At 72.5% G+C, this 16,494-nt stretch carries 17 protein-coding genes; 8 read left to right on the top strand and 9 right to left on the bottom strand.

All coding sequences use genetic code 11. From position 1 onward, the window contains the following. The first annotated feature begins 49 nt into the window (after positions 1–49). Positions 50–370 (top strand): ArsR/SmtB family transcription factor, encoded by a 321-nt coding sequence (locus tag AB5J73_RS16005; protein ID WP_370970461.1) that lies wholly within the window; start codon positions 50–52, stop codon positions 368–370. Continuing rightward, positions 367–1,107, top strand: coding sequence for a methyltransferase domain-containing protein (locus AB5J73_RS16000; protein ID WP_370970460.1), 741 nt, complete (start codon positions 367–369; stop codon positions 1,105–1,107). The genes AB5J73_RS16005 and AB5J73_RS16000 overlap by 4 nt, the downstream gene beginning before the upstream one ends. Here the strand turns inward: AB5J73_RS16000 and AB5J73_RS15995 are convergent. The 3 genes from AB5J73_RS15995 to xrtP all read right to left on the bottom strand — a co-directional run bounded on the left by AB5J73_RS15995 (position 1,104) and on the right by xrtP (position 4,947). Further along, entirely contained in the window at positions 1,104–2,978 is a 1,875-nt protein-coding gene (locus tag AB5J73_RS15995; RefSeq protein WP_370970459.1) for an N-acetylmuramoyl-L-alanine amidase, read from the bottom strand. The two genes, AB5J73_RS16000 and AB5J73_RS15995, sit on opposite strands and share 4 nt — an antisense overlap. Before the next feature lie 86 nt (positions 2,979–3,064). Then, positions 3,065–4,441 (bottom strand): glycosyltransferase family 2 protein, encoded by a 1,377-nt coding sequence (locus AB5J73_RS15990; RefSeq protein ID WP_370970458.1) that lies wholly within the window; start codon positions 4,439–4,441, stop codon positions 3,065–3,067. Beyond that, positions 4,438–4,947 (bottom strand): exosortase P, encoded by a 510-nt coding sequence (gene xrtP, locus AB5J73_RS15985; RefSeq protein WP_370973178.1) that lies wholly within the window; start codon positions 4,945–4,947, stop codon positions 4,438–4,440. The genes AB5J73_RS15990 and xrtP overlap by 4 nt, the downstream gene beginning before the upstream one ends. 363 nt (positions 4,948–5,310) lie before the next feature. On the opposite strand from xrtP, the gene AB5J73_RS15980 reads away from it, so the two are divergent. The 3 genes from AB5J73_RS15980 to wecB all read left to right on the top strand — a co-directional run bounded on the left by AB5J73_RS15980 (position 5,311) and on the right by wecB (position 7,618). After that, positions 5,311–6,078, top strand: coding sequence for a choice-of-anchor P family protein (locus AB5J73_RS15980; RefSeq protein ID WP_370970457.1), 768 nt, complete (start codon positions 5,311–5,313; stop codon positions 6,076–6,078). Positions 6,079–6,089: 11 nt separating this feature from the next. Continuing rightward, positions 6,090–6,269, top strand: coding sequence for an LPXTG cell wall anchor domain-containing protein (locus tag AB5J73_RS15975; RefSeq protein WP_086861812.1), 180 nt, complete (start codon positions 6,090–6,092; stop codon positions 6,267–6,269). Positions 6,270–6,466: 197 nt separating this feature from the next. Then, entirely contained in the window at positions 6,467–7,618 is a 1,152-nt protein-coding gene (gene wecB, locus AB5J73_RS15970) for a non-hydrolyzing UDP-N-acetylglucosamine 2-epimerase (RefSeq protein WP_370973175.1), read from the top strand. Between the two features lie 77 nt (positions 7,619–7,695). Here the strand turns inward: wecB and tsaD are convergent, their stop codons facing one another. The 3 genes from tsaD to tsaB are packed head-to-tail and all read right to left on the bottom strand — an operon-like array spanning position 7,696 to position 9,880. Next, a complete protein-coding gene (gene tsaD, locus AB5J73_RS15965) occupies positions 7,696–8,742 on the bottom strand; it encodes a tRNA (adenosine(37)-N6)-threonylcarbamoyltransferase complex transferase subunit TsaD (protein ID WP_370970456.1) in 1,047 nt (348 codons plus the stop codon). Further along, positions 8,742–9,221, bottom strand: coding sequence for a ribosomal protein S18-alanine N-acetyltransferase (rimI, locus tag AB5J73_RS15960; protein WP_370970455.1), 480 nt, complete (start codon positions 9,219–9,221; stop codon positions 8,742–8,744). Before rimI ends, tsaD begins: the two co-directional genes overlap by 1 nt. Then, positions 9,218–9,880: a tRNA (adenosine(37)-N6)-threonylcarbamoyltransferase complex dimerization subunit type 1 TsaB gene (gene tsaB, locus AB5J73_RS15955; RefSeq protein ID WP_370973172.1), complete on the bottom strand. Its 663-nt coding sequence runs from the start codon at positions 9,878–9,880 to the stop codon at positions 9,218–9,220. The genes rimI and tsaB overlap by 4 nt, the downstream gene beginning before the upstream one ends. Before the next feature lie 99 nt (positions 9,881–9,979). Between tsaB and AB5J73_RS15950 the strand changes: the two genes are divergently transcribed. The 3 genes from AB5J73_RS15950 to AB5J73_RS15940 all read left to right on the top strand — a co-directional run bounded on the left by AB5J73_RS15950 (position 9,980) and on the right by AB5J73_RS15940 (position 13,775). Then, on the top strand, positions 9,980–11,404 hold the full coding sequence (locus tag AB5J73_RS15950) for an acyl-CoA synthetase (protein WP_370970454.1): 1,425 nt from the start codon (positions 9,980–9,982) through the stop codon (positions 11,402–11,404). Next, positions 11,397–12,725 (top strand): carboxyl transferase domain-containing protein, encoded by a 1,329-nt coding sequence (locus AB5J73_RS15945; RefSeq protein WP_370970453.1) that lies wholly within the window; start codon positions 11,397–11,399, stop codon positions 12,723–12,725. Before AB5J73_RS15950 ends, AB5J73_RS15945 begins: the two co-directional genes overlap by 8 nt. An 87-nt stretch (positions 12,726–12,812) precedes the next feature. Further along, positions 12,813–13,775, top strand: a complete 963-nt coding sequence (locus tag AB5J73_RS15940; RefSeq protein WP_370973170.1) for a serine hydrolase — start codon at positions 12,813–12,815, stop codon at positions 13,773–13,775. A gap of 33 nt (positions 13,776–13,808) precedes the next feature. On the opposite strand, the gene tsaE is transcribed toward AB5J73_RS15940, so the two are convergent. Genes tsaE through alr form a run of 3 tightly spaced genes read right to left on the bottom strand, consistent with a single transcriptional unit; the run spans position 13,809 to position 16,494 of the window. Then, positions 13,809–14,270, bottom strand: coding sequence for a tRNA (adenosine(37)-N6)-threonylcarbamoyltransferase complex ATPase subunit type 1 TsaE (tsaE, locus tag AB5J73_RS15935; RefSeq protein WP_370970452.1), 462 nt, complete (start codon positions 14,268–14,270; stop codon positions 13,809–13,811). Next, positions 14,267–15,367, bottom strand: a complete 1,101-nt coding sequence (locus tag AB5J73_RS15930) for an alpha/beta fold hydrolase (RefSeq protein ID WP_370970451.1) — start codon at positions 15,365–15,367, stop codon at positions 14,267–14,269. The genes tsaE and AB5J73_RS15930 overlap by 4 nt, the downstream gene beginning before the upstream one ends. Next, positions 15,364–16,494, bottom strand: coding sequence for an alanine racemase (alr, locus tag AB5J73_RS15925; protein WP_370970450.1), 1,131 nt, complete (start codon positions 16,492–16,494; stop codon positions 15,364–15,366). Before alr ends, AB5J73_RS15930 begins: the two co-directional genes overlap by 4 nt.

Raw genomic sequence — 16,494 nt, 5'->3', positions numbered from 1 at the left:
CGACCCCTTCCATCGTTTATCGTCGATGGACGATGGAAGGGAGACCGCCGTGCTGGACCGTGCGACCGCGGAGACCTACGCCGGCTGGTTCCGGGCGCTGGCCGACCCGACCCGGGTGCAGATCCTCAACCTGCTGGCGTCCACCGGCTCCCCGCTGACGGTCGGGCAGATCGTCGACCGGGTCGCGGTCGGGCAGTCGACCGTGTCCGCCCACCTGAAGGTCCTCACCGAAGCCCGGTTCGTGCTCGCCGAACCGCGCGGCACGGCCCGGCTCTACCGGGTCAACCAGCGCTGCGTGTCCTGCTTCCCGACCGCCGCCGACGTGGTCATGGGCCACGCCGCCGTCGAGTTCTCGGAGGTCTGCCGGTGAACCCCGACCGCGAAGCCGTCCGCGAGCGCTACGCCGCCGCCGCCCGTCGCGCACTGGCCGGCGGGGGAACCGGCCTGCGCACCGACGCCGATCGGCTCGGGACCGGCCACTACGCCGGGGCGGGGATCCCGGCCGAGGTGGCCGCCACCAGCCTCGGGTGCGGCAACCCGCTCGCCGTCGCGGACCTGCGGCCCGGGGAGACCGTGCTCGACCTCGGCTCCGGCGGCGGGCTCGACGTCCTGCTCTCCGCTCGCCGGGTCGGTCCCACCGGCCGCGCCATCGGCCTGGACATGACCGACGACATGCTCACCCTCGCCCGCCGCCACGCGGAGCGGGCCGACGTCACCAACGCCGAGTTCATCCGAGGGGAGATCGAACGGATCCCGTTGCCGGACGCCTCCGTCGACGTCGTCATCTCCAACTGCGTCATCGCGCTCTCCGCCGACAAGCCGGCGGTGTTCGCCGAGATCGCCCGCGTCCTGCGACCCGGTGGCCGGCTCGGGATCACCGACGTCGTCGCCGACGACGCGGTCACCGACGCCGACCGCGCGGCCCGAGCGGCCGAATGCCTGGGCGGTGCCTTGACCGCCGGCCGCTACCGGGCCCTGCTCCGCGACGCGGGGTTCGCCGGCATCGACGTCCGGATCACCCACGAAGCCGGCGAGAAACTGCACTCCGCGATCATCCGGGCCGGCCGCGCCCCGGCGGGAACGCGGCCGGCGCCGGACACCGCCTAGAACGCCGGGACGATCCGGACGTCGTCCGCCTTGACGAACGCGATCCGGTGCCCGAACTGGATCTGGACGTACTTCAGCTTGCCCTTCACGACCACGTGGTCGGCGAGGTCGAAGGTCACCGCGTAGTAGTACTCCGACCCGACCGTGCCTGCCGACGAGTACTTCTGCCCGGCGGCCAGGGTGTACGGCAACGGCGTGATGGCCTGCACCGGCACGTTCGCCGGGTAGGCCTCCGGCTCGGGGTAGGCGCGGCCGTAGACCGGCACCGTCGCGAGACCCGGCTTCGGCGTCGCGACCCAGCCGATCGCCGGCTTCGCGACCTTCGCTCCGCGCGGGTTGTGGAACCAGCCCTTCTGGCCGAGGTACCAGATCGCCGTCCAGTCGCCGCTGACGTCCGCGACCGCGTACCGCTGGCCGGTCGCCGCGCGGCTGCCGACGTCGGAGACGTCCATCGTCGACGGCGAGCCGTCGGTGTGGAGGCCGGCGTCCTTCAGCAGCGGCGAGGACTCACTCGGCTCCGAGTGCAGCACGACCGCTTCCGACCCGCGCGGCGCGCACGGGGTCCCGGGGCTGTCGCAGCCGGTGAACGCGGGCTGGTTCTTCGCGAAGTCCGGGTCGATGGTGACCAGCGACGAGCCGGGCAGGCCGAACCCGCCGAGCGGCGCGCCCAGCAGGTCGAAGTAGTGCGACCAGTCCCAGTAGGGGCCCGGGTCCCAGTGCATGCCCTTGATCGTCGACGGGACCGTGCCCGGCACGTTGTCGTGGCCGATGATGTGCGCCCGGTCGAGCGGGATGCCGTACTTGCGCGCGAGGTAGCCGACGAGCTTCGCGCTCGAGCGGTACATCGCCTCGGTGTACCAGGTGCCCTTCGCGGCGAAGCCCTCGTGCTCGATGCCGATGGACTTCGCGTTGACGTACCAGTTGCCGGCGTGCCAGGCGACGTCCTTGGTCGGGACGTGCTGCGCGATCAGGCCGTCGTTGGAGCGGATGGTGTAGTGCCAGCTCACGTACGTCGGGTCCTGGGCGAGGTCGAGGACGTTGTCCCAGTAGCCCTCGGTGTCGTGGATGACGATGTGGTCGATCTTCTGGCTCTCCGGCCGGTCGGCGAGGTCGTGGTTGCCGTAGTCGTCGTTCGGCAGCTCCTGGTAGGGCGCCGGGACGGACTCGCAGGCGACGGTCCGGGGGCACTCGACGCCGGCGGGGTTCCCGGCGGGCGCCGGCACCTGCACGTCCGGCGTCGCGGCGAGGGTGACCTGTTGGCCGTCGTCGGTGGTCCGGGCCACGCCGCTCTTGACGGTCTCGAAGACCTCGTCTGCGAAGGACCGGGCGGCGGCCTGGTCGGACCCGCTGTAGCGGGCGACCGCGTCGTACCACCCGGTCTGGCCGGCGTGGTACTTCGCGAGCAGGGCGGCGCCGCCCCGGATGTTCTGGGCCGGGTCGGTGCGAAGGGTCTTCGCGTCCGTTTTGAGCAGCTGCGCGGCCTCGTCGACGGTCTGCAGCCCGGCCGGCGGCGCGGCGGGCCCGGCCTGCGGGTGCAGTGCGGGCCGCGCGTCGTCGCCGCGCGGGTCTTCGGTGCCTTCGTCGTGGTGGCTGGTCGCCACCCCGGCCTCGCGCACGTCGGTGAGGTGCATCGGGCCGTAGCCGGCCGACGTGCTGGGCGTGCCGGCGTTGAAGTCCCACCGGGACTCCAGGTAGGAGACGCCGAGCAGGACGTTCTCCGGGACGCCGAACTCGGCGGCGGCGGCCGCGAAGTCGCGTTGCCGCTGACCGGCGGTATCGGCTCGGGCCGGCGCGGCGGCCAGCCCGGAGAGGAGGGCGACGGCGGCGGCGAGGGCCGCCGCTCTGGGAACGGACCGAGCGGACATGGGCATAAACCCCCAGGGTTCAGGTGCCAGACCGTGAGAACCTAACCAGAAACTCACGGCGGGGGTAAGAGGCATCGCGGCCCGGCCCCCGCTCAGGCGTCCAGCGCGACCTTCGCCCCCGCCGCCTGTTCGGTGTTGCGGCGCGTCTTCGCCCAGCCGTTGCGGCCGCGGACCAGGCGGAACAGCGCCCGCCACGACGTCACGTAGAACGTGTAGATGTAGGCCGCGTACGCGAACCCGAGGCCGATGCCGCGCAGGATGTTCTTGCTGCGCAAGCACTTCAGCTGGTAGATCGGGCCCCAGACGAGGAACGGCAGCAGCCCGAACGAGCCGTAGATGGCGAACAGGATCCACGCGCCGCCGGTGAACCACGTCCACATCTGCGCCGGGTCGCCCGCGGTGCTCGCCACCAGCAGGATGAACGGGATCGGGTACAGCAGTGAGCCGAGCAGCTGCAGCCACGGCTGGGCGAGGTAGTACATCATCTCCGCCGCGCCGAGCGTGCTGACGTGCGGCGAGTCCCAGATCCGGCGCAGGTACCGCGCGCACTGCATGGTGCCCTGGCCCCACCGGGTGCGCTGCACGAGGAAGCGCCGCAGGCTGTAGAGGCCTTCCTGCGCCACGTGCGAATCCGGCGTGAACCCGGTGCGCCAGCCGGCCGTGAGCAAGTGGACGCCGAGCTCGAAGTCCTCCAGCAGCGAGCCGCGCCACGGCTGTGCGTCGGTGCCCGCGATGGAGTCCAGCGCGGTGAGCCGGGTGAACTGGCCGTTGCCGCCCATGGAGATCGTGCCGGTGAAGCCGCGGGACGTCTGGATCGCCGCGATGGCCGTCCGGAACTCCAGGTCCTGCAGCTGCGCGAGCTTGAGGCCGAACCAGCGCCCGACCGGGTTGCCCGTCGGCGGTGGTGTCCCGACGTTGCTCATCCAGACGTCCAGCTGCACCGCGCCGACGTCCGGGTCGCCGAAGAGGTGGCCGGCCGCGCACACCTCGAGGCAGTTCGGCGCCGGGCGGCCGTCGGCGTCGACGACCACCACGACGACGTCGTCCCGCGAGGCGTCCGGGCCCATCCAGTCGTTCAGCGCGCGGTAGGCCGCGTTGAGGGCGTCCCCCTTGCCGGTCCGGGCCTCGGGCCGCGTGCGCGGCACCAGGTGCAGGTACGGGTCGTACCCGCCGTGGCGGCGCCACAGCATCCGGACGACGCGGGCGGTGCGGTCCTCCGAGTCGTCGTCGACGACCCAGACGTGCGCCTTGCGGAACGTCGTGCGCAGGTAGCGGATCGTCTCGCGGATGACCGTCTGCTCGTCGCGGCACGGGACGAAGAAGTGCCAGGTGAACTCGGCCGGGTCGCCGACCGGGGCCGGCTTGCGGCGCAGGTAGGGCACCACGATCACGACGACGTAGACCAGGAACGCCACGCTCATCGTGAGCGCGAACGCCTGCGTGATCGCCAGCAGGACCTTGACGCTCATGCCTTCTTCTTCCGCGTGGCCAGCCAGACGAACAGGACGAGCGAGACGGCGCCGCCGAACACGCTGACCATCGAGCCGAGCAGCGTGTGGCCCCAGTAGTAGCCCTCGTCCGTGCCGAACCCGTTGACGAGCCCGACGATCGTGAGAATGCGCAGCTGGTTCACCAGCACGACGACGAGCGCGGAAATGCCGAGCGAAAAGAAGAGCCGCTTCGCATTCGCGGGACGGAAGTACACCATGACCATGGTCACAACGAGCAGTGGCAGCAAAAGGAACGCCGATGAACATTCCGGCGTCATTCTCAACCCGAACGGAGTAGCGCTCGTCAACCCAAAGTAAACGGACTCCCGATCCGGGGCCACATAAACACCCGATGTAGTGATCACGTCGAGGATCGCGCCCGCGAGCCGCACTTCCAGCTCGCGGTAGAACCGCTCGGCCAGCACCACCACGGCACCCGCGGCCGCCAGCGCGCTCAGCGCGATGACCAGCGGAAACCGTGCCATACCTGCGTTCGGAGCGCTCGCTACGGCCACGACGTTCCTCTCGGTGTCGATTCTCGGATCAAGCTGCGGACCCCGGGCGAGCGTAAAACACGACCGGCCCCGGCTTCCACCCGGAGGTGTGGTTTAGCCGCCCATTCGGCAGATCGGGTCGCGAACTTGCTAGGCCATCCGAGTGATGCGAAAACGACCTGCGGAAACTTCCCCATGTCATACCCGATCCGGTGATTCGGGAAATTTCGTGTGCTATTCGGGCCGCTCTTCGCGATAGTCGATTCGCGTGCCGACTCGAGGCAAGCCGGTATCGATCCGCGCCGCCGTCACGCGAAACCCCCGGAAAAATCCAGCGAATTCGGAGGACAGTTGATGAAGAGCTCCCTCGTGCGCCGCGGCGGTCTGCTCGCCGCGGTCGTGGCGAGCGTCGTGCTCGCCGGCGCGGCCCCCGCGTCGGCCGCTCCCGGTGACGGGTCGGCGTACGGCGTGAACGTCGACGTGACGCTGCTCGGGCAGCCGGCGGTGAAGGCGGGGCCCCTCGCGGCCGCGAACACCGCGGGCCCGACCAGCAACAGCACGGCGACGGTGAACCTGCCCGGGATCCTGACCACCGGCGTGATCAACACCGAAGCCAAGCGCGACGACAACTCCGGCGCGGTGACGGCCAAGGCGAGCACCGCCGACGTCGGGCTGCCGCTGCTCAAGGCCCTCGGGAACAACGTCGGCGCCAAGGCCGTCGAAGCGGTCTGCACGGCGACCCAGGAAGGCGTCAAGGGCAGCACCACGCTGGTCGGCGCGAACCTCGGCAGCGCGGGCGCGGTCGACGCGACCCCGGCGCCGAACACCCAGGTCAAGGTCGCGATCGCCGGGATCAACGTCGCGACGGTCATCCTCAACGAGCAGATCCAGAACAAGGACGGCAGCCTCACGGTCAACGCCATCCACGTGAAGCTGCTCGGCGGGGTCGTCGGCGCGCTCGGCTCGGGCGACGTCGTCGTGTCGTCGGCGACCTGCGGACCGGCCGCACCGCCGATGCCGCTGGCGTCCGGTGCGGGGCTGTGGATCGGGCTCGGCCTGCTCGGCGCCGTCGCGGTGCCGGTCGGGACGCGCATCTTCCGCCGCCGCTCCGCGCAGGCCTGAGCGAGGCCCGCATGTACAAGATGCCGGGCGCCGGCGTCGGCGTGGCCGGTGGCGGGGTGGGCACCCTCGCCGCCACCGGCGCCGACATCGGGTGGTGGCTGGCCGTCGGCGTGCTCCTGGTCCTGCTCGGGACCACCGCGCTGATCGCCGTCCACCGCCGCAACCGCCGTCTCTCCCAGGCGCGGGATTGAGAAAAGGGCCGTCGGCGTGCGCCCCTCGCACGCCGGCGGCCCCTACGGTGGCAATTCCCAAGCCGGCCAAAAGTAGGCCGACCGCCCGCACGGTAGGTAACCGTTGGCACGAAGCCATTCGGCCGTGACTGTGGTCGGGTTGGGAATGATCAGCACAGTCAGGGAAACTGGACGATGTGGAGAAGGGGCACCGCGGGGTGGACGTGATGTTGCTGGCCGGGACGCGGCCGGAAGCGCTCAAGCTCGCTCCGCTGGCGCTGGCGCTCGACGCGCACCCGGCGCTGCGGCCGGTCCTGGTCCACAGCGGCCAGCACCCGGGCATGGTCGAGCAGGCGCTGGAACCGTTCGGGCTGGCCGTCGACGCGTGGCTGGACGTGCCGCCGCGGGTCACCGGCGGCCAGGCGGAGCTGGTGGCCGGCCTGCTCCCCGCGCTCGACGACCTCCTGCGCCGGCACGCCCCCGCCGCGCTGGTGGTCCAGGGCGACACCACGACGACGCTCGCGGGCGCGCTGGCCGCGTTCTGGCTGGGCATCCCGGTGGTGCACCTGGAAGCCGGGCTGCGCACGCACGACCTCGCGGCGCCGTTCCCGGAGGAGGGCGCTCGCCAGATGGTGTCGCGACTCGCGGCGCTGCACCTGGCTCCCACCCTCGGCGCGGCGGCGGAGCTGCGCGCGGAAGGCGTTGCGCGGCAACGCATCGCGGTCACCGGCAACACGGTCGTCGACGCCGTCCTGGAGATCGCGGCCCGCGACCTGCCGGCCCGCGACACGGCGCTGGCGTTGCTGGAGATGGAGATCGCCGAGGCCGGCGAGCGGCTGGTGCTGGTGACGTCGCACCGCCGCGAGTCCTGGGGCGAGCCCCTGGAACGGACGCTGGCCGCGGTGCAGCTGATCGTCGCCGAGCACCCGGACGTGCAGGTGCTGTTCCCGGCGCACCCCAACCCGCAGGTCCGCGCCCAGGTGGAGGCGGCGCTCGACGGCCTGCCGCGGGTGACGGTCACGGACCCGCTGGAGTACCCGGACCTGGTCCGCGCCCTGCGGCTGGCGTCGCTGGTGCTGACGGACTCGGGCGGCATCCAGGAGGAGGCGCCGACGTTCGGCACCCCGGTGCTGGTGCTGCGCGACGTGACCGAGCGCGCCGAGGTCGTCGAGGCGGGCTGCGCGTGGCTGGTCGGCACGGACACCGAGCGCATCGCCGACACGGCAGCCCGGCTGTTGAGCGGCGACCTGCGGCCGGCCCAGGTCGGAAACCCGTACGGCGAAGGCAATGCGGCCACGCTGGCGGTGGCGGCGATCGAGGAACTCCTCGGCGTGCGAACGGCGGCCCCCCGCCACGCCGCGGCGTCCTGAAGGGGACGTTGCTCGCATCTGATGCGAGGAAAGTCCCCTTCAGCTCACCAGATGCCAGGAACGTCCCCTTCAGTGCGCTAGAGCGAGACCACGTTCACCGGGAGGGCCGGGTTCGCGCTGAAGTCCAGCTTCGCCGTCGGGCGCTTCGCCGCCACGACGTGCGCGCCCAGTGCCGCGATCATCGCGCCGTTGTCCGTGCACAGGCGGGGGCGCGGGACGCGCAGCTCGATGCCTGCCGCCGCGCAGCGTTCGGCGGCCAGGGCCGACAGCCGTGAGTTCGCCGCGACGCCGCCGGAGATCACGATGGTGCCGATCCCCTGCTCCTTCGCCGCGCGGACCGCCTTCATCGTCAGCACGTCCGCGACGGCCTCCTGGAACGACGCCGCGACGTCGTCCACCGGGATCTCCTCGCCGCGGCGGGACGCGCCTTCGACCCAGCGGGCCACCGCGGTCTTCAGGCCGGAGAAGGAGAAGTCGTTCTTGGCGTCGCGCGGGCCGGTCATGCCGCGGGGGAACGCGATCGCCGCCGGGTCGCCGTTCTTCGCCGCCTTGTCGATCGGCGGGCCGCCCGGGTACGGGAGGCCGAGCACGCGCGCGACCTTGTCGTACGCCTCGCCCGCCGCGTCGTCCACAGTGGACCCCAGCTCGGTGATCGACGACGCGATGTCGTCGACGCGCAGCAGCTGCGTGTGCCCGCCGGAAACCAGCAGCGCCAGGCACGGCGTCGGCAGCGGCCCGTGCTGCAGCGTGTCCACCGCGATGTGCCCGGCCAGGTGGTTGACGCCGTAGAGCGGCACGTCCAGCGCCGTCGCGTACGCCTTCGCCGCCGAGACGCCGACGAGCAGCGCGCCCGCCAGGCCGGGCCCGGCCGTCACGGCGATCGCGTCCACATCGGACAGTGCGAGCCCGGCTTTCTCGAAGGCCCGCGAAGTCGTCGGGACCATCGCCTCCAGGTGCGCGCGGCTCGCGACCTCCGGCACCACGCCGCCGAAGCGGGCGTGCTGCTCGACGCTGGACGCCACCTCGTCGGCGAGCAGCTCGACCGTGCCGTCGTCGTGCAGGCGGACCAGGCCGACGCCCGTCTCGTCGCACGAGCTCTCGATGCCCATGATGATGCGTGCCATCAGCCCGCCACCCCGTCTCGCGTCCGCGCCGGGCGGACCATCGTGTACGCGTCGGCGCCGGAAGGCTGGTAGTAGCGCTTCCGGATGCCGAGCCGTTCGAAACCGTGGCTCTCGTACAGGCCGAGCGCCGTCGTGTTGTCCGTGCGGACCTCGAGGAAGACCGGCGCTTCGAACTCGTCGGCCCGCTCCAGCAGCGCGCGCAGCAGCGCCTTGCCGATCCCCTTGCCCTGGTACTCCGGGGCGACGCCGATCGTGTGCACGGTCGCCTCGTATTCGCCGCGGCGGCGCCCGACGACGGCCAGCCCGGCGTAGCCGAGCAGCTCGGCGCCCTCGTCCGGGCGCGCGGCGAGGTAGAAGTGGCCCGCGTCCAGCTCGGAGTGGAACGCGCGGGAGCTCCACGGGTCGTCGCCCGGGAAGAGGATCTGCTCGATCTCGACGCACCGGGCGATGTCCCGGCGGCGCAGCGGCTCGAGTCTCACCTCGCGGTCACCCGTTTCGGCGCGGTGGGCTCGGCGGCGTCCGGGCGGCGCAGGTAGAGCGGTGTCAGCGGCGCCGGATCCGCCTTCGCCAGCAACGCGCTCCGGGCGGCCTTCACCAGCCCGGCGGGCGACGGGAAGCGCGGCTCGATCGGCTGGACGCCCAGCGCCGCCGAATACAGCACGGCACCGTCCCCGGCCGCGACCTTGACGTCGGTCGCCAGCTCGGCCGGGCGCTGGACGTGCGGGCCGTCGGTGCGGTTCCCGGCGCCGTCGTAGGCGGCCCAGTAGACCTCGCGGCGGCGCGCGTCGGTGCAGACCAGGAAGGGATCGGCCGAGGTGACGTCGGCGGCCAGCGCGTCGAGGCTGCAGACCGGGTACACCGGGATGCCGAGGGCGTGCCCGAGCGCGGCCGCGGTCGCCATCCCGGCGCGCAGGCCGGTGAACGGACCGGGGCCGACGCCGGCGACGATCGCGTCGAGGTCCTTGAGCGCGACCCCCGCGGTTTCGGCGGCGGCCAGCGCGTGCGGCGTGATCAGCTCGCCGTGGGCGCGCGGGTCGACCGTCACGCGGTCACCGCGCGTCTCGACCCCGTCGCCGTCCACCTCGACGACGCCCGCGGTGACCGCCGGGGTCGAGGTATCGATCGCCAGTACCAACACGGTGTCCCAGCCTACGACCAGCGTCTTCGACACCTCGCTGCAGGGGAAGGATCCGCACGGTAACGTGCGGTTCGAGTCCGACACTGGGAGGTCCCCGCGGTGCCCGACCCCTTGTTCCCCACCCTCGCCGCCGGTTCGGGCCGGGAGGCCCTGCGCTTCGGCGACCACGTGCTGACCTACGACGACCTCGCGGCCGTCGCCGGCGGGCTCGCCCGCGAGCTGCCGCGCGGCCGGGTCGCGGTGTGGGCGACCCCGACCGTGCACACGAGCGTCGCGGTCGTCGCCGCCCTGCTCGCCGGGGTGCCCGCCGTGCCGCTCAACCCGAAGATCGGCGAGCGCGAACTCGCGCACATCCTGGCCGACAGCGAACCGCAGCTGGTGCTCGCCGAACCGGGCGCCGAGCTGCCTGCCGCGCTCGGCGGGCTGCCGCGGCGGGACATCCCGCTGACCGGCGGGGAAGCGCTCGACGCCGAAGAGCCGGATCCGGAGACACCCGCGCTGATCGTCTACACGTCGGGGACCACCGGGCCGCCCAAGGGCGTCGTCCTCCCCCGCCGCGCGATCGCGACCACGCTCGACGCCCTCGAAGACGCCTGGGGCTGGACGGCCGGCGACGTCCTCGTGCACGGGCTCCCGCTGTTCCACGTGCACGGCCTGATCCTCGGCATCCTCGGGCCGCTGCGGCGCGGCGGCTCGGTGCGCCACCTCGGCCGGTTCTCGACCGAAGGCGTCGCGCGCGAACTCGCGGCCGGCGCCACCATGCTGTTCGGCGTCCCGACGATGTACCACCGCATCGCGGGCGAGGTCGGCGCGGACGCCGCGCTGGCGGACGCGCTCAAGGGGGCGCGGCTGCTCGTGTCCGGGTCGGCGGCCCTGCCGGTGCACGACCACCAGCGGATCGCCGCGGCGACCGGCCAGCAGGTCGTCGAGCGCTACGGGATGACCGAAACCCTGATGAACACGAGCGTCCGCGCCGGCGGCGAGCGCAAGCCCGGCACGGTCGGCGTCCCGCTGGGCGGGGTCGACCTGCGGCTGGTCGGCGACGCCGGCGAGGTGGTCGACGACCTCGAGACCGTCGGCGAGATCCAGGTGCGCGGGCCGAACCTGTTCACCGAGTACCTCAACCGCCCGGACGCCACCGCGGCCGCCTTCGACGACGGCTGGTTCCGCACCGGCGACATGGCGACGCGCGACGCCGACGGCTACGTCAAGATCGTCGGGCGCAAGGCGACCGACCTGATCAAGAGCGGTGGCTACAAGATCGGCGCGGGCGAGATCGAGAACGCGCTGCTCGAACACCCCGGGGTCGCCGAAGCCGCCGTCACCGGCGAGCCGGACGACGACCTCGGCGAGCGGATCGTCGCGTGGATCGTGCCCGACGGCCCGCCGCCTCCGGCCCACGAGCTGGCCGACCACGTCGCGAAGCTGCTCGCGCCGCACAAGCGCCCGCGGGTCGTCCGGTACCTGGAAGCGTTGCCGCGCAACGACATGGGCAAGGTCATGAAGCGGGCGCTCGGTGTCTAGGCTGCCGGCACGCGAAGTCGTCGGCGCGATCGCGAACGGCTTCACGGAGTTCCCGACGCCGCTGCGCGACGAGCCGGCCGACGGGCCGATCGGCTGGCCGGGTTACCGCGAAGCCCGCTCCGCGGCGGAGACGCGCACCGGCGAGAAGGAGTCGGTCGTCTGCGGGACGGCGAAGATCGGCGACGTCGAGGCGGTGCTGATCGCGTTCGAGTTCGGGTTCCTCGGCGGGTCGCTCGGGCAGCGCACCGGCGACCGGATCGAGGCGGCGTTCGCGCACGCCCGCGACGCGCGGCTGCCGGTGGTTTCGCTGATCGCGACCGGCGGCAGCCGGATGCAGCAGGGCATGCGGGCGCTGATGCAGCTGCAGCGCGTGGCGCGGGCGGCGGCGCTGACCCGCGCGGCGGGCATCCCGCAGATCTCGGTGCTGCGCGACCCGACGACCGGCGGCGGCTGGGCGACCCTCGGCGCGGGCGCCGACGTCGTGCTCGCCCTGCCGGAAGCGCAGGTCGGGTTCGCGGGCTCGCGGGTGCGGCCGCCGGAAGCTCCGGAGGCGTACACCGCGGAGGCGAAGCTCGAGTGGGGTCAGGCCGACGCCGTCGTCACCCCGGACGAACTCGGCGCGACGCTGGAACGGTGGCTGCGGCTGCTGACCGCGCGTTCGTCGGCGGCCGCTCCGCCACCTTCCGCGCTTCGGGCCGCTTCGCTGCCTTCGACGGGCTGGGAAGCGGTTCAGGCAGCGCGGTCACCTTCGCGAGCCCGGGCCGCGGAGTACCTGGACGCGTACTTCGACTGGCGGGAGGACATCAGCGGCGACCGCGCGGGCGGCGTCGACCCGGGCGTGGCGTGCGGCTTCGGCTGGCGCGACGGCCGGACGATCGCGTACGCGGCCCAGTGCGGCACACCGACGTCCCCGGCGGGCTTCCGCACGGCCGCGCGGCTGGTGCGACTGGCGTCCCGGCTGGGTTTCCCGGTGCTGACGCTGGTCGACACCCCGGGCGCGGCCAACGACGCGGCCGCCGAGCAAGCGGGCGCGGGCGCGGCGATCGCGGCGATGTTCGAGGCGGTCGCGACGGCCTCGATCCCGGTGACGACGCTGGTGATCGGCGAAGGCGGCTCGGGCGGCGCTCTGGCGTTCGCCGCGGCGGAGTCGACGTGGGTGACGCCGGACGCGTACTTCTCGGTGACGTCCCCGGAAGCCGCGGCGGCGATCCTCAAACGGCCGGCGGCGGAGGTGCCGGACATCGCGAACCGGCTGCACCTGCGCCCCCAGGACCTGGTGGACCTGGGCGTGGCACGAGCGGTCGTGAGTCCGGCTCGATGATCGACGTCCGACCAGGCCCGCCGGCGGGTCCATCCGTGGTTGGATCTTGCGATGGGGTATCGACTCAACAGGCGAGCGGCGTTCGGTTTGGGGACCGCTGTCGTCGCTGGAAGCGTTCTGACCGGCTCTCCCGCGTTCGCGCAGGAAGCAGACATCGAGGCCAGCCCGGCCACACCGGACCGGGCCAGGCAGAAGGTGAAGCGCGTCTACGACGACGCGGCCGCTGAAGCGGGCGGCATCTGGAACTCCTACATCAGCGTGGCCGACCAGGTGGCCGTCGACGTGGCGTCCGACGAGATCGTCGAGGCGTACAGCGTCAACAAGGTGGCCGTCGCGGTCACCTTGATGGACAAGATCGACCGTGGCCTGCTTACGCTGGACCAGCAGGTCCAGGTGCCCGAGAGCATCGTCGTGCCGGGTGGTGACGGCATCATCATCCTGGACAAGGCGTACCCGAGCGCTTTCACGCTGGGCCACGTCCTGTCGCTGTTCCTCACTGTTTCGGACGACACGTGCGTCCGGCTGGTGGGGCTCGTGGTTCCGGCGGCCGAGATCAACCAGATCCTGGTGACCAAGGGCTTCCCCAAGACCCAGGTCACGCCGGTGGCCAACCCGAACCGCTACTTCCTCGGCCAGACCACTCCGCGCGAGACCCACGACCTGCTGAAGGCGCTGGTCGCGGGCACCTTGCTGAGCCCGGCGTCGACGGATTACCTCCTGTCCATCCTGCGGTCGCAGGTGGCGTTCACCGACGGCATCCGCCGTGAGATGTCGTCCGCCGATCGGGCGAGGATCGCCACGAAGGCGGGCTGGCTGAACGACGGCCGCAACGAGGCGGGGATCATGTTCGACGCCGCGGGCAAGCCGGTGGTGATCTACTCGATGTTCGCGCACGGCCAAGCGAACCCGGAGGACTTCGGGGCCACGCACCCGGTCCGGCAGGCCGGCGCGAAGATGGGGCCGAAGTTCCTGCGCGCGGTCGACAAGATCGCGGGCGCCGGCACCAGGGCGTTCCGGGCACCGGCCTACCAGCCGTCCAACGGCGGCTGAGCAGCCGACGGCAGTCCCGGAGCTGGTGTGGACTTACGCCCGCACCAGCTCCGGGACCCGCTCGGTCCACGTGCCGTGCGGCTCGAGGGTGATCTCGCGGACGTCGTCCTCGCGCCGGTCCAGCCGGACGACCAGGTAGTCGTCGGAAAGCCGTTCCGCCGAGCCCTCGCCCCACTCGACCACGATCGCCGAGCGCTCCAGGTCCGTGTCCAGGTCCAGGTCGTCGAGCTGGGAGAGGTCGCCGCCGAGGCGGTACGCGTCCACGTGCACCAAGGGCACGCCCGAAGCGCCCGCCGGATGCACGCGGGCCAGCACGAACGTCGGTGAGCTCACCCGGCCGCCGACGCCGAGGCCGTCGGCGATGCCGCGGGTCAGCGTCGTCTTGCCCGCGCCGAGCGGACCCGCGAGCAGCACGAGGTCGCCCGCGCGCAGCGCCCGGCCGAGCGCGCGCCCGAAGTCCATGGTCTCTTCGGGCGTGGGAAACACCATGCTCAACGCTGCCACCACCAGGTTCGCCGGGACGAGTTTTCGCCGTCCGCACCGGAACAGCGTTGCAGGAGATCGATCAGATGACTGTTGACCAGCTCGGGCTGTTCGAGCTGGACCATGTGGCCGGCGCCGCGGACGCGCACCAGCTCCGCGTCGGGCAGCTCGGCCGCGATCCGCTCGGCGTGCGCGAACGGCGTGAACCGGTCCGAGTCGCCGCCGATGACCAGCACTTCCGCGTGCTTCAGCCCGGCGAGCGCCGCGTACCGGTTGTGGCTGCCGAGCGTGTCGACGAAGTTGACGAGCCCGCGCACCGGCGTCACCTCGAGCATCTCGAGCATGAAGTCGACGAGCCGCGGCGCGACGTCGCGGCTGCCGAACGCCAGCCGGCGCACGGCCTGCCGCGTCAGCTGCCCGCCCGCGGCGCGGACGAACTCCACCAGTCCCGGCTGCCAGCCGGCGAGACCACCGGCGGCGCGCGTCAGCGGGTTGTACTTCGAGAGCAGCGAGCGCGGCAACCCGCGTGCGCCCACTTCGCCCGCCGCGGTCGCGATGAACGCGACGCCCTCGACGCGGTCTTCGAAGATCTCGGGGAACTCGGCGGCCAGCTCCATGATCACCATGCCGCCCATCGAGTGCCCCATCAGCACGATGGGCCCGTCCGGGACCACGGACCGCAGCACGACGTCGAGGTCGCGCGCCAGCTGCTCGATCGTCGAGTTCTCCGCCGACGCCGCGCCGGACAGGCCGTGGCCGCGGTGGTCGTAGTACACCTGGCGCACGCGAGGCAGCCGAAGCGACTCGAGGTCGCGACGCTGGAAGTGCCAGCACCGCTTCGAAAGCGCGAAGCCGTGCACCCCCACGACCGTCAGTTCGGGCTTTCCGCCGTCCCCCGGGTCGATCTCCTCGACCGAAAGCGGCGTACCGTCCTCGGCCGCGACCGTGGACGTGCGGTCCGGCTTCAGCTCCCCCAGCGGCTCGTCCACGTACGGATCCTCACTGTGCCGCCGCTGCTGCGCGGCGACGGCGATAGCGGCGGCGGCGGTCCCCGTGGCCACGGCCCCGACCCCGCCGGCGATGGCCAGCAGTCGACGTGAAGGTGTCACGAGCGCTCCCCCAGATACCGGCGCCGGACCCGCGGGCGGTACATCGAGGTGACGATCTCGTAGTCGATGGTGCCCAGCTTGTCGGCCCATTCGCGGGCGGTCGGCTCGCCGTGCGCCCCCTGGCCGAACAGGACGACCTCGTCGCCGACGGACGGCTCGTCGTCACCGCAGTCGACGACCAGCTGGTCCATGCAGACGCGTCCGGCCACCGGCCGTCGCCGCCCGCCGAGGAGTACGTCCATCCGCCCGGACAGCGACCGCGGGACGCCGTCGGCGTACCCGGCCGGGACGAGCGCGAGGTTCGTGTCGCGCGGCGTGGTCCAGGTGTGCCCGTAGGACACCGATTCGCCGGCTTCGACGCGCTTGACCAGCGCGACCGCGGACCGGAACGTCATGGCCGGGCGCAGGTCTTCGGCCTGCGGCACGGGGTTGAGCCCGTACATCGCGATGCCCGGCCGGACGACGTCGAAGTGCAGGTCGGGCCGGGTGAGCAGGGCCGCGGAGTTCGCCAGGTGCCGCTTCGGGTCCAGGCCGGCGGCGCGGGCGGCGTCGTAGGCCTCGGCGAACCGCTTGGCCTGCATGTCGATCGAGGGGTGCTCGGGTTCGTCCGCGCACGCGAGGTGGGACCAGATCGCGACGACGTCGACCCGCGGTTCGGCGGCCGCCGCTTCGACCAGCTCGGCCCACGCGGCGGGCGGGCAGCCGTTGCGCGAGAGCCCGGTGTCGATCTTGAGGTGCACACGGGCCCGGGTACCCACTGGCGTGGCGGCCGCGATGCGGCGTAGCTCACCCAGCGAGCTGGCGGCGAGGTCGATGCCGGCCTCGATGCCCGGCGCGAAGTCGACGTCGGGGGTGTCCAGCCAGCTGAACAGCCGGGTCGTGATCCCGGCTTCGCGCAGGGCGAGGGCTTCGCCGAGCGAGCAGGTGCCGAGCCAGCTCGCGCCGGCCTCGACCGCGGCGCGCGCCACCGGCAGCGCGCCGTGGCCGTAGGCGTCGGCCTTCACCACGGCCATCACCTCGGCGCCGGGCGCGCGGGCGCCCAGCAGGGTGAGGTTGTGGCGGATCGCGTCGAGGTCGATGTCGACCTGGGCGCGGGGGCTGTGTTCATGGAAAAAACTGGAGGTCAT

The organism is Amycolatopsis sp. cg9, from assembly GCF_041346945.1.
Lineage (GTDB): Bacteria > Actinomycetota > Actinomycetes > Mycobacteriales > Pseudonocardiaceae > Amycolatopsis.
Note: the sequence above shows the minus strand (reverse complement) of the source record. Positions and strands in the feature narration are given on the sequence as shown.

Excerpts from the sequence above, each read along its gene's own strand:
- AB5J73_RS15995 (WP_370970459.1), bottom strand. The coding sequence starts at position 2,978 with ATGCCCATGTCCGCTCGGTCCGTTCCCAGAGCGGCGGCCCTCGCCGCC.
- AB5J73_RS15990 (WP_370970458.1), bottom strand. The coding sequence starts at position 4,441 with ATGAGCGTCAAGGTCCTGCTGGCGATCACGCAGGCGTTCGCGCTCACG.
- xrtP (WP_370973178.1), bottom strand. The coding sequence starts at position 4,947 with ATGGCACGGTTTCCGCTGGTCATCGCGCTGAGCGCGCTGGCGGCCGCG.
- AB5J73_RS15980 (WP_370970457.1), top strand. The coding sequence starts at position 5,311 with ATGAAGAGCTCCCTCGTGCGCCGCGGCGGTCTGCTCGCCGCGGTCGTG.
- AB5J73_RS15975 (WP_086861812.1), top strand. The coding sequence starts at position 6,090 with ATGTACAAGATGCCGGGCGCCGGCGTCGGCGTGGCCGGTGGCGGGGTG.
- tsaD (WP_370970456.1), bottom strand. The coding sequence starts at position 8,742 with ATGGCACGCATCATCATGGGCATCGAGAGCTCGTGCGACGAGACGGGC.
- alr (WP_370970450.1), bottom strand. The coding sequence starts at position 16,494 with ATGACCTCCAGTTTTTTCCATGAACACAGCCCCCGCGCCCAGGTCGAC.